This window comes from Pseudomonas sp. 910_23 (assembly GCF_052850795.1).
On the sequence record NZ_VXCZ01000013.1, the window covers coordinates 150939 to 163980 of the forward strand.

Here is a 13042-nt window from a genome sequence, read left to right on the forward strand (position 1 = left end):
CATATGCATTGACTGACCCACTGCCATCGGGAGCAAGCCCCCTCCCACATTGACCTCATTGTTCACCGACTCAGCTCTTGCGATGCTCGGCCATCTCGCGCTTGGGGCCGAACATCGCCCATGCGATCAACCCCAACAGCGGCACGAAAACCAGTACCACCACCCACAGTCCCTTGGTCTCCCAGCCACCGGTACTGCGCAAGACGATATTGATCGCCCACAGTTCCAAGAGCAGCAGAATCACTGCCAATATGATCCAGATATATTCTATTTGCATGATTCACCTCCTGAGGTCTAAAGGTTAGGTCAAGCAGATCGCTCAAGGGTTCCATTAGAATTTTCAGGAACGCTCACGCGCCCGGCACGTGACCGGCAGGAGTGCGTTGTGCAATCTCGAAAGGGCCAGACCATGCAAGCTGCACGACGAACCCGCCCATATAAATCCCTATCTATTTGATTTAAATAGTTATTTAACCCCGATGAAAGTTGGTACGGCTGATGCAATTCCCTCACTACGAGGCGTGCGTTTCGACATGCCCGACAACTACCCGTGAGGTTGCACATGAATGCCATCGACCTGCTTAAAGCCGACCATGAACGCGTCAAGACCCTGCTGACCCAACTAAGCGAGTCCACCGAGCGCGGGGTTAAAAAGCGCACCGAGTTGCTAGCCAAGCTCGAGATGGAAATCACCCTGCACACCAAGCTCGAAGAAGAAATCCTTTATCCCGCTTTTAGAAAAGCCGGTGGCAAGGAGCAAGACATCATGTACCACGAGGCCAAGGAAGAGCACCGTACCGTCGACTCGCTGGTGCTGCCCGACCTGAAGCAGACCGAACCCTCCTCCACCGAATTTTCAGGCCGTGTGAAAGTGGTCAAGGAACTGCTTGAGCACCACATCGAAGAGGAAGAAACGGAGATGTTTCCCCAGGCAAAAAAACTGCTGGGCAAGGCAATACTTGAAGAGCTGGGGGCCGAAATGGAGGCGATGAAAGCGGCCTACAAAAAGGCCTCGACCAACAAACCCCTCGCGGCCTGATTGACCCGCAAATGAAAGCTCAAGCGACGGCCCCACGGGGTCTGTCGCGCTATCGAGCTTCACCAGTGATTTCTCCTCGCCTACTCGGCGACCCGGCCGACCGAGCCGGCCTGGACGCCCATGCTAGCGTGCCGTTGCCCATGGCATTGGCACTGGGCTTTCAGGAGATTCACCAAAATGGACACGCATTCGCCCACCTACACCAGGCTCTTCAAGGAAGACTGGGAGCTGCTTTGCTCAGCTTCCTCCATGGCTGCCGTCGATTCACCGGCAGCCTATCTAAAGGCGCTGTATTTATTTGCCCAGGTGCTTGAGGACAGCGGAAAAGGCCGAGCCGGCAAAGTCACCCTGGACCAGCGGCGACCTGAGCTCAAGGCATTGCCCATCGACGAACACAGCCTGACGGCTGTGATCCCCCAACTGTCGATCATTAATGAAACCCTCACTCACCAGATCGACACATACCTTGGAAAGACCACCGGTGAAAACCGTGGACGCTCGCTGGATACGGTGCTTGGTCTTCAACGTTTTCCGTTCGCACTGCCGTTTGAACGAGCCCATCGGCAATGCTGGCTCAGCTTGTCCGCAGGCAAGCCGCAACTGGGTGAACTCAGCTATCGCATCAGTCTGAAGCTGCCCATTACCCAACGCGCTCAGAACGCCTACGGCGTCGTCAGGCACGCGGCCTATGAAGCACAGCGATTGCTGTGCGGCTTGAGCCCTGCACAGCAAAACTTGTTGACGGAACCGTTTCTGGAAAGCTCGGGGAATGTGCACGCCACTGAGTTTTTCGCGCGGCACTATGGCCTCCAGGAGGAGTCGCTCAGAAAAACGCCCCATTGGCTGCACCAAACCGCTCTGACTCGCGACCAGGCCCAGGCATTACTGGCATGTGGCAGGTACCTGCCGGTGCTCTCGGGCAATGTATCTGCCGCCGCACTGCCAAGGCCGACGCCCGAGCTGCAGATACATGAACGGGCAGCCTACGTGAACGGCCCAATAACCAGCAATGCCGAGACGCGGCAACCGCTGTCCATAGAGCACACAGGACTGCAAAACACCTCATGGAACCGCTACCAGCGCCTGCACCGAATGATTCGCCTGCAACGCTGGACGCAACTGCCGTTTGAGGATCTGGACGCGCTGTTGATCAGCGTTGTGCGACGTGAGCAGGATGCTGATCCGCATCAGCCCTGCAACGACAATACCCTGCGGGCGCTGGGTGTCTACCGCTACCTGGAGCGGCGTCATGGCCTGCCACTTGAAGAGTTTGCGGCGATGCTGGATGAGCTTCCTGTGTGGGCGTCGGGCAATCGCCTGTCGCTGTATGACCAGGTGTTCAACCACGCTTCAATGCCCGGCGAGACACTGCGGGTGGATGTGCCAAATCTGGCGCTGCATGAAGCGCTGCCGGACAACCTGCGACATCGGCTGTGTGCCGGTCTGAACCTTGGGGACACCCCCGACGCCTTGCATTGGCTGATCGGACAGGCGCGCCAATACCTGCCTTCGCCTTGCCCGACGCTGACGTTCTATAGCGCCCTGTACCGCCAGGCCCGGATCGCACGGTTGTTCGGGTTATCGGTGCTCGACAGTCATCACGTGGCGGCACTGCTCGGCGGTACGGATTACACAGTCCAACTGGTCAACCCCTCCCTACGCAGCTCCGGCGTCAATGCACCGCCAGACATGCTCGATATGCTGATGCAAATGGATTGGCTGCTCGGTTGGCTCAAGGACGCGCGCCAATCGGTTGATCAACTTCGCCGTCGTTTAGTCCTGGAGGAAGACGCACAGCCGGCCCAGGTCCAGGCGTACCTCACCCAGCTTGATGACTTGGTGCAATTGACCCGACAGGGGCTGCTGGCGCAAGAAGACATCGCTGACCTTACGCTGCCCCAGCCCGAACCTGACACCAGGGCCGCGCCTATTCCCTGGCATGCCCTCATCGTCCAGGGCCTGCTGCACAGCCACCCCCAGCTCAAGCCGCCAGCTCCCAGCGAACTGCCCAAGGCACTTGTGCAACTCATTGAAGCTCGAACCCTGAGCCTGGACCCGACCCGCAACGCTACCCTGCACGCTGATGCCAAACACGCAGTGACCAAGAAGCTCGGCGAGTTCTATCGGCAGCTGCAGCCATTGAAGGAAAAAATCGATGCGCTGTTCCGCGCCCCCTCGCATTTGCCTGGCGATCCGGCACTGTACCTGCAATCGCGCAAGCTCGCCGCCCGACAGATTGCCCGTGCGGCCACCGCCCAATCGCCCCTTGACCTGGTCAAACATCTGCTGCTGCTGTTGCCGGACGCCGAAGTGATATTGGAGCTGGCGGTGAGCCGCCAGACCCTGCACACCTTTTTGCTCCACCCGCACTGGTTGAGCCAGGAGCAGACGCAAGGCTCGCTGCTCAAGCTGACACTGAACACGCTGTACCTGCTGCAGCGCTTTGCCCACTGCCTCGACACCTATGGGCTTGCCCAACACAGCGTTCTCGATTACCTGCAACGCGCCAACACACCCTCTGCGGCAGACGTCGACACCTCGGCCAGCCCACGACTGGCCGCCCTGCTCAAGTGGGACGCCGGCGAGATCGAGCATCTGGTCGACCATCTCCCGAACAAACAGGTAAAAACCCTGGCCGACCTGGACTGGATCCTGCGTTGCCACCAAACCGTCAGAGTCACCGGGCTCTGTGCCAAAACCCTGCTCAAGGCGACCGACCTGCACGCCACATTGATGAATGAGGACTGGAAACACGTCGGTTCGGCATTGATCACTACCGCCCCATAACACCGCTTTGTTGCGACCGGATCAAGGAACGACCATGTCTGCCCCCATCACCCAATGCCTCAACGAACAGCTGCGCGACGCGATGCTGGCGTTCTACATGAACACCGTACTGCCCGAAGATCCCACCGTGCAGGCACTGCAACTGGCCGACACCTTCAAGCGCGTCGACGATGTCTACACCTACTGGCTGCTCGACCCCCAGGTCAGCCACGCGGTGCCCACTACTCGTATTGCCAGCGCGATTGCCAGCCTTCAGCAGTACATCAACGCCATCTACCTGGGCCTGGAACCCGGCTACGAAGAAACAGGCATGAGCCATGCCCAGCAGACCGAATGGCGAGACACCTTGCTGACCTACTCGCTGTGGCGTGCCAACCAACAACTTCGCCAGTACCCGGCCAGTTACCTGAGCCCCACCCTGCGCCACGACAAGAGCGACAGTTTCAGACAACTGGAAGACGAGTTGAACCAGTTCCGGACCGAGCCGGCATCGCTATTGAAGGCTGTCCACGGTTACCTCAATCGCTTCGAAGAACTCGCCAATATCAGAACCCTCAATGGCTATATCGATGGCGACAAGGACAGCTTCGCCAGCAGCGCCTATTACTTCATTGGCAAATCCAGCTCTGAAAACACCTATTACTGGCGCACGCTGGCTATGTCTGAGCGCCCAGCCGAGGGCACCGCTCCCAACCCAACGGCCTGGTCGGGATGGAAAAAAATCCATCTGTCCATCGACGACAATGTTCCCGAACAGACGATCCGCCCAGTGGTGTTCAATGGCCGTCTTTTCCTGGTGTGGGCCCAATGTATCAATCCGATGTCCTCCACCAAAGACATCACCCCGTTTGGACGCGGCGACGTTGAATCCGACAAGGACTACCAGCAACGCCTGGATACCCGGATACAAAGTACCTACCTGCAGTTCCGGCTGTACTTCTCGTTCAAAAAGCTCGATGACAGCTGGAGCACGCCGCAACTGTGCATCCAGGAATACAACATCGCCAAAGACCTCGACGAGTTGAGTTCAGAGGACTTGATGAGTGCCACCCATACGATTGCCGTTGTAGACGCGAACACCCACGCACCGTCGCTGTTTCTGGGCCTCATCGCCCATCCGGACGCTCCAGCACCCGCGCAGAACAACGGTACCCATAGAAACTTTTACCAAGCCATTCGCGTGGACGAACACTTCAACACCCATTGGCTTGAGAGCATCGGTAGCACCCGCAAGACGCGCCTGTGGCTCGATGAGTCTCACCTGGAACTGGCGGGGCGCTACCTGGCCATGTTTGCACACCACAACCATGCCAGGTTTCAGTTCAGGGCTACGAAAACCGCGCAGGTAAACGTGGAGGCTTTAACCCATGACGCGCCTCATGGCGCTGTCAACGGCTGGAATTATGCAGGCCACCAGAACAAGATCCGTGCGCTGACGAGCGCCGATATCAAGTTCAATACCACGACCTCGATACTGGAGGTGACGACCAGGCTCGCAGAAGGCTTCGAGCCGCATCGCACCCTGATCTTCAACTACGACAACGACCTGGTCACGTTTACCCTGACCTTGAGTACAAACGGCGTGCCCCGGGCAAATGAAACACTGAAGTTGAGCGCCACCTCACAGATCCATCTCAAGAGCGCCGTGCTCATTGAAGTGTCCTCCGTGCAAATAGGGCTGAGCCTCAAATGCCAGAAAACCGGAGTCGAGCAGGCTGACTTTATTCGCAATCAAAGTAATGAACCGTTCAGTCTTGCCCTACCACCGAAAAAAAATGCCAGCCCCCCCACAGATTCCGTCACCCTGGACCTGGACGGGGCATACATTTCACGCGAAGCCTTCGAGTATTTTTCCAACGCCCCGGATTCTGCTTACCTCGTTTCGCTGACATTCCATGAAGATCACGGCTCGCCACCGGACCATAAGCACGACTTGTTCATCGGCACTGTCACGCTCTACCAAAAACAACGTCTGTACAGACCCGTACTGATGTATATGAAACAAGCCGATGCTGCTTTGCCGGAAACCCTGAACAGGAACAATACCGTGCTGGTCGGGCAGGCCGAACACTCGCGCCGCAACCTGCGCGATGCCTTCCCGGAACTGTCCATAAAGCATTTTTTTGACGTGCCGATCGAGTTCGCGCCGCAGACGATGAGACCTTATGGCGAGGACCCCGGCAATCCTCCCCCGACCTCATTGACCCTTATCCACGGCGTGTTGATACTGGAAAGCGATGTGCGCTATCCCTCGCCTACCATTCTGGGCTATGCGCTGAAAACTGCCACATTCACGCTCGGCACCCATAGCAATCCTCCTGTCATCCCGCTGGCCCCGCGCATTCGTCGTCTCACATCGGCGCCTTATGGCACGGCGGAGTTCATCGATTTCGACGGCAGCGCCATCGAGTACGGCGTTACGCCTAAGCACAAACGCGCGCCCATTCGTACCAATACCTGCGTCGCGAGCCTGCTGACAAAAACCGCAGGGGCTGATGTGCATCACCTGTTCTCCTTGCCAACGGACGCCTGGCGTGAGCCACCGCTGGCGGGCGAAAAGAATTACAGCCTGCTGGACTTCCAGGGTGCCCATGGCGCGTATTACTGGGAGCTGTTTCTTTACTTGCCCTGGTTGTTGGCGCACCGTTTGAACCTGGAACAGCAATATGCCGACGCCGAAGTCTGGATACGTTTTCTTTTCGATCCTGCTCACCAGTCTGCCCATTGGCGTCAGCCGATGCTGTTGGCCGACACTACGCCACAACCCAGCCAGACCTTGCTCTGCGCTCATCGACTGGCCAAAAGCAGCCCCGTGCATTTTCGCCAGGCGCTGTACCTGTTGTATGTCGATATCCTGCTTAATCGCGGTGACGCGGCCTACCGGGAAATGAGCCGCGACAGTCTGGCCGAGGCCAAGCTGTGGTACATCCGCGCTAAAGGATTGCTGGGGCTGCGCCCACCGCTCAACGCTGTTGATCCCTGGGTGACCACGACCCTGGACAAACTGCAAAGTCCCTCGTCACTTGGCATGACGCCGGTGCCTGCCGGCACAGCACGGCTGTGCCGATCCCTGAGCCCGGACCTGCTGATGCGCTGGGACAAGGTTGATGCGCGACTGTACAACCTTCGCCATCACCTTGACCTGACCGGCAAGCCCATGAGCCTGCCGCTCTACGCCGCCACGCTGACACCCCAAACGTTGCTGGCCGCCTACCAGCAAGGCACCGGCGGCGCCGGCGTGCAGACAACCCTGCGCACTGCGCACGCCGGGCACTATCGCTTCCAGGTGGTACTGGGGCACGCGTTGCAGGCCGTCGATAACCTGATCCAGTTGGGAGTGACCTTGCTGTCACTGTGGGAGCGCAAGGAGCAGGCCCACTCTGTAGAATCCCAGCAACAACAGGCCTGGGAACTGGCAAGGTTAGCCGTCGAGCAACAAGCCCAGGCCGTGCAGGTCGATACCAGAAACAAGGATGCCCTGCTGGCCGGGCGTCGCATCGTCGAGGCCCGGGTGGCCTTCTTCGAGCAGCAACTCAAGGTCGGCATCAGCCCGGCCGAAGCCCAGGCCACCCAGGCGTATCAGGACAGCGCACACTGGGAAACGGCAGCCGCGGTTGCTCAAGCCGGCGCGGGCCTGGCGATGCTGATACCGAATATTTTCGGCACCTCCAATGGCGGCGTGCGTTACGAAGGTGCCTTTCACGCGCTGCAAGCCATGTCCCAAGGCATGGCCAACGAACAGCGCGCCAACGCCGCCCACCTCGACCGCTCCGACCTGTTCGCCCGCCGCGCCGCCGAATGGGGCAATGCCCTGGAGCAGGCGCGCCTGGAACTGGCCCAGGTCGATGCACAACTGCTGGCCTACACCGAACAAGAGCAACATACCCGCCTGCAATTGCGCCTGGCCCAAACCTCGTTCACCCAGGCGCGAACCTTGTATGACCTACTGGGTAAACGCTTTACCAACGCTCAGCTCTATCAATGGCTCAACGGCCAGCTTTCGACGTTCTACTACCAGGCGTATGACGCCACCCTGTCCCTGTGCCTGGCCGCCGAGGCGTGCTGGCAAGAGGAGCGCGCGGAGTGGGACAAACACTTCATTCAAACCGGGCTCTGGGTTCGCCAATACCGTGGCCTCAGCGCCGGCGAAGCCCTTAAACAGAATTTGCTGAGCATGAGCAGTGCCTACGCCACCCAGAACGAACGCCTGCTGGAGATCACCAAAACCGTGTCGTTGCGTCAGCTTCACGACCAAGACGCTTCAGCCACAGGCGATAAACCCTGGGCAACGCTTAAAGCCGAACTGCTGACTAACGGTACGCTGAGCTTCGAACTGACCCGCAAGCTGTTCGACGACGATTACCCTGGCCACTACCTGCGACGGATCAAAAGCGTCAGTGTCTCGCTGCCTGCCACCCTGGGGCCCTACGAAGACATCAAGGCCCTCCTGACCCAGACCGGCAATACCACGCAGCTTGCGCCCACCTCTGATAAACCCGAGGTTGCAGTAAAGAAAGACTGGCGCGCCAGGCAGGAAATCGCCCTGTCCAACGGGCTCAACGACAGCGGCCTGTTTACTTTGAACTTCGACGGTGACGAACGTTATCTGCCGTTCGAATACACCGGCGCCATTTCCACCTGGCAACTGAGCTTCCCCAACCATACGCGGCAACGGGACCTGCTCAAATCCTTGACCGATATCATCGTGCACCTGCGTTACACCGCCAGGAACAGCGGAGGCCTGCGATGAGCATGCAGTCATCCGATTTTTTGCAGCCGGCAATCCCTGCCCTGCCCAAGGGCGGCGGTGCCATCCAGGGCCCTGGCGTCAGTTGGGGGCCTGTCGGCTCACGGGGCGAGGCGTGCCTGGACGTGCCTTTGCCGATTTCGCCCGGACGCGGTTTCGCCCCTGCGTTGAGCCTCGGGTATCGCAGCTCACAAGGCAATGGCCCGTTCGGACTCGGCTGGACACTGTCGGCGGGCGCGATCAGCCGTGATACACGCAAGGGTATCCCGGCCTACGGCGAAGATGACCGTTTCGTCAGCCCCCAAGGTGTCGAGCTGATCCCGGAGCGTGACGCCCAGGGCGAGATTCACGCCACCGCTTGCGACCAGTACAACGGCCTTTCCCTGGGTGAAGCGCATCGGGTAGTACGCTATGTACCCATCGTCGAGGGCAGGTTCGATCGGATCGAACATTGGTCATCCTCAAGTGATACTGCCGGGTTCTGGCTGGTACAGGGTGCGGACGGCTGCGTACATCTGTTCGGTAAAACCCTGATGGCTCGCTGCACAGACCCGGAGGACAGCCACCATGTGGCCCAATGGTTGTTGCAGGAAAGTCTCAATCCCCTGGGAGAGCAGATTTATTACCACTACAAGCCAGAAGACCAGCGCGCTCCAATCACCAGGGATTACCGTGCGCAGCGTTACCTGGCCAGGGTGTGCTACGGCAACCTGCGACACTGCGAACACTTGGCGCTTTGGAATACCGATGTGCTCGCCGAGAAACAATGGCACTTCGAGCTGCTGCTCGACTATGGCGAACGCCACATCGAGCTGAGCCAGGTGCCGACCTACGCCGAGCAACAGCCGTGGCTCTCGCGCAGCGACCCGTTCTGCAATTACGCCTACGGTTTTGAACTCGGCACCCAGCGGCTTTGCCGGCAAGTCCTGATGTTTCATTACTTCCCGGATGAGCCGAGCATGGGTGCCAACCCGGTGCTGACCCGGCGACTGCTGCTGGAACACACCGACCGTCACGCCGCAGGCAGTTGCTTGAATGCCTTGCACAACCAGGCATATGACGCTCAGGGAGCGGCCAGCGCCTGGCCGCCCCTGGAACTGGCCTATAGCGCCTTCAAGCCGGTACTGGAACCCGCCCGCTACCAGCCGTTCGACGGCATGGCGGGTGTCAACGATGGGCAACACTATCAACTGGTGGACCTGCGCAACGACGGTCTGCCGGGCATCCTGCACCGTACCGACAAAAGTTGGTATTACCGCGAACCGCTCAGGGCTGCGCGTGCGACCGGCCTCGATGCGGTGACCTATGGGCCATGGCAGGCATTGCCACGCATTCCCGTCGCCGACACTGCCCAGGCCACCCGTCAGGCCCTGGCAGACCTTAATGGTGACGGGCACCTCGAATGGGTGGTGGCCCAACCGGGCCTGAGCGGTTTTTTCACCCTCGATACGCAGCAACAATGGTCAAGTTTTACGCCGTTCGCGGCGATACCCCAGGAGTTTTTCCATCCCCACGGGCAATTCGCTGACCTGATGGGCAGCGGCCGCCTGGACCTTGCGTTGATCGGCAATCACAGCGTGCGTTTGTATGCCCATCATCAGGGCGAGGGGTATGGCGCCGGCCTCCAAGTGCCCTACGAGCACGCCGACGAGGGTCTGCCCACGATCAGCCATACATCGACCGAACTGGTCGCCTTCTGCGACCCGTTGGGCAGCGGTCAACAGCACTTGGTGCGTATTCGCCATAATGAAATCAGATGCTGGCCAAACCTGGGCCGCGGACGCTTCGGCAAGGGGTTCGTGTTTGCGGCATTGCCGTTCGACTACGCCAGCTTCGACGCCGCCAATATCCGCCTGGCTGACCTCGACGGTTCAGGCGCGGTGGACCTGATTTACCTGCAGCCTGAACAACTGCTGATTCTCATGAACCGCGCCGGCAGCGGGCTGATGCCGCCCGTGACGTTGCCCTGGCCAGACGGCGTGCTCCACGACGCAACGTGTCAGGTCAGTTTCGCCGACCTTCAAGGCCTGGGCTGTTCCAGCCTGATCCTGAGCGTGCCGCACATCAAACCCCGGCATTGGCGCTTCGACTTTGTCCGCCGAAAACCTTATTTGTTGACGGCAACCCTCAACAACATGGGAGCGGCCACCCAACTGAGTTACCGCAGCAGTGCCCAGGAATGGCTCGACGAAAAACACCAGCGCCAGTCCTCGGGGAAAGCCTCAGTCAGCAGCCTGCCCTTCCCCGTGCCGGTGGTTCGGCTTCAGCGGCAAACAGACCAGGTCAGCGGCAATCGGCTGACCCAGTATTTTCGCTACCGTGAAGCCTGTCACGACAGCGTTGAGCGCCGGTTCATCGGCTTCGGCCTGGTGCTGGAAACCGATATGCCGCCGTCCGCCAATACCGCATCGGGGGTACTGACCAAACGCTGGTTCAATACACTTGAGCTTTCGCGAGAGGGGTTTTATGCAGGGGATCGGCATGCGCCTGTGGTGGGGCCGACCCTGCTGAGCCAGTTGGAGACCGGGCGCACTCTGGACACCCTGATTGCCAACCCGCAGGCATCGACCTTGCATCAAGTGCGGCGTGCGCTGGCCGGTAGCCTGTTGCGCGAGGAGGTCTACGCCGCCGCCGATAAATCGCCGAACGGCGTGCCCTACTCGGTGCAGCAGCAACGTTATCTGGTACGCCTTATAAGCCCGTCGCGAAAGGCTGGCGAACCTGCGACACTGCTGCCTTTGCTGCTGGAATCGATCACCTGTCACTACGAGCGCCAACAGGATGATCCGCGCTGTCGGCACCTGTTGAATCTGCGCTGGGACACCTACGCCAGCCTTGTGCACAGCGTGGTGGTCGATTATGCCCGCCGCAAGAGCGCCACTGACGCCGCGCCGTCCGGCCAACCCCATGAGCAGCAGTGGTGGCGTGCAGCGCACGACCCGGCACAACAGGCTTACTACCTCAACGAAACCCTCGCCCGCTTCATTCACCTGGACGCACCGCAACGCTGGCGCCTGCAACTGCCTTACCAGCAGCGCAGCAACGTACTGACGCTACCCAGGCAAGCATGGCCGCACGGGCAGATCGGCTATGAACAATTCGTCGCCGAGGACGCGTCCAACCCCTTGAGGCCGGGTGACCAGCGCCAACTCGGCGGGCTGTCGGTGCAGCACTATTGCCTGGCGGAGCACACCACGCCGTTACCGCCCGGAACCGCGAGTTTCCAGGCTTTGCCCGCTTACGTCGAAGTGGCCGAACTCGATGCGCCGGCATTGAGTGTCTATCAGGACCCACAGATCACCGCCACCTTGACCGAACAGCATTATCGCCCGATGTCCGCGTTTCTCTCGGCGATTGCAGGGCAGGACGATGCAATGACACTTTGGTCGGTCGGTCGCGGCTATAACCGTTACGCGCAACCTGAAGGATTCTACCGGCCTCGTCGCCACCAGGCCAGCATGAGCCACGCCGCGACGCAGACCGAATACGATGCCTACTGGCTACACGTGATCAAGGTTCAGTCAGCGGACGGCTGCTCGACCCAGGCCGACTACGACTACCGGATCGGCCTGCCGGTGACAGTCACCGACGCACAGCGCACCCGGCAGTACGCGCAATACGATGCCCGCGGACATCTGATTGCCACTGGCCTTGGGGGTGAGGAACAGGGCGCGCCTGTCGGCTATGACAACTGGCAATCCGTCACCCGCGCCCTCGACAGCGGCCCGACACAAGCGCTGGCCGATCCTGCCACGGCCCTTAACAATGCCCAGAGCGCCTGCTTTTATGACGTGTTCAGTTGGATGGGCCGCATCCCGCCTGCCAGTGTGCTGGCGCACTGGGTGAGCAGCGGTTACCTCCTGCCCAGCGGGCACATTCGGGCCTCAGCGCTGTCGCGCATCAACCACCTGCCCAGCCAGCAGCCCCATCATCAAACGCTCATAAGCCTGATCAAGACCGCCCGTCGAGTACCGGTGCACGCCGTGGTGCTGCATGACGACCACTGGCAGGGAACGCCAGGTGAGGCCGATCGGCAGATCCACGTAGCCCTCGCCTTCAGTGATGGTTTTGGTCGCGTGCGGCAAACCCAGGAGCAGGCACAATCAGGCCCCGCGTTTGAGGTCGACCACGCCGGGACATTAAGCGAGGGCGCCGATCAAGTCGAAGCCAGTCGCCGTTGGCGCATCAGTGGGCGCGTCGAATACGACAACCGAGGAGGCGTGGCGCGGACCTGGCGGCCTTACTTCGCCGACCGTGCCGGGTACATCGATGACGAGGCATTCAACGCCTCACGCCCCAGCGAGCGACAGGTGCATGATGCTCTGGGGCGCCCTGTGAGTGTGCTCAACGCCAATGGCGGCCTGCGGCGCCAAACGTATTGGGCCTGGTACACCGTAAGCGAGGACGAAAACGACACCGAGGAGGACAACCCTGCCGATTAGCAGCACTGAAGGCCGTTGCCGAGGCAG

The 13042-nt window shown here is 60.0% G+C and carries 5 protein-coding genes; 4 read left to right on the plus strand and 1 reads right to left on the minus strand.

Features of this window, described 5'->3' with window-relative positions; genetic code table 11:
- Positions 1-70: 70 nt before the first annotated feature.
- Complete coding sequence (locus FW800_RS17220; RefSeq protein WP_005788888.1) at positions 71-277, minus strand: hypothetical protein; 207 nt, start codon at positions 275-277, stop codon at positions 71-73.
- A 285-nt stretch (positions 278-562) separates the two neighbouring features.
- Between FW800_RS17220 and FW800_RS17225 the strand changes: the two genes are divergently transcribed.
- The 4 genes from FW800_RS17225 (at position 563) to FW800_RS17240 (ending at position 13015) form a co-directional block, all read left to right on the plus strand.
- Entirely contained in the window at positions 563-1039 is a 477-nt protein-coding gene (locus FW800_RS17225; protein WP_032880783.1) for a hemerythrin domain-containing protein, read from the plus strand.
- Positions 1040-1216: 177 nt separating this feature from the next.
- A complete protein-coding gene (locus FW800_RS17230; RefSeq protein ID WP_446438086.1) occupies positions 1217-3826 on the plus strand; it encodes a Tc toxin subunit A in 2610 nt (869 codons plus the stop codon).
- Positions 3827-3860: 34 nt separating this feature from the next.
- A complete protein-coding gene (locus FW800_RS17235) occupies positions 3861-8576 on the plus strand; it encodes a Tc toxin subunit A-related protein (RefSeq protein ID WP_446438087.1) in 4716 nt (1571 codons plus the stop codon).
- The gene (locus tag FW800_RS17240; RefSeq protein ID WP_446438088.1) at positions 8573-13015 is read left to right on the plus strand and encodes a SpvB/TcaC N-terminal domain-containing protein; all 4443 of its coding nucleotides are present in this window, start codon (positions 8573-8575) and stop codon (positions 13013-13015) included. Before FW800_RS17235 ends, FW800_RS17240 begins: the two co-directional genes overlap by 4 nt.
- Positions 13016-13042 lie beyond the last annotated feature (27 nt).

Bases quoted from the DNA above. Each gene is read 5' to 3' on its own strand.
- FW800_RS17220 (WP_005788888.1), bottom strand. From the start codon at position 277: ATGCAAATAGAATATATCTGGATCATATTGGCAGTGATTCTGCTGCTC.
- FW800_RS17225 (WP_032880783.1), top strand. From the start codon at position 563: ATGAATGCCATCGACCTGCTTAAAGCCGACCATGAACGCGTCAAGACC.
- FW800_RS17230 (WP_446438086.1), top strand. From the start codon at position 1,217: ATGGACACGCATTCGCCCACCTACACCAGGCTCTTCAAGGAAGACTGG.
- FW800_RS17235 (WP_446438087.1), top strand. From the start codon at position 3,861: ATGTCTGCCCCCATCACCCAATGCCTCAACGAACAGCTGCGCGACGCG.
- FW800_RS17240 (WP_446438088.1), top strand. From the start codon at position 8,573: ATGAGCATGCAGTCATCCGATTTTTTGCAGCCGGCAATCCCTGCCCTG.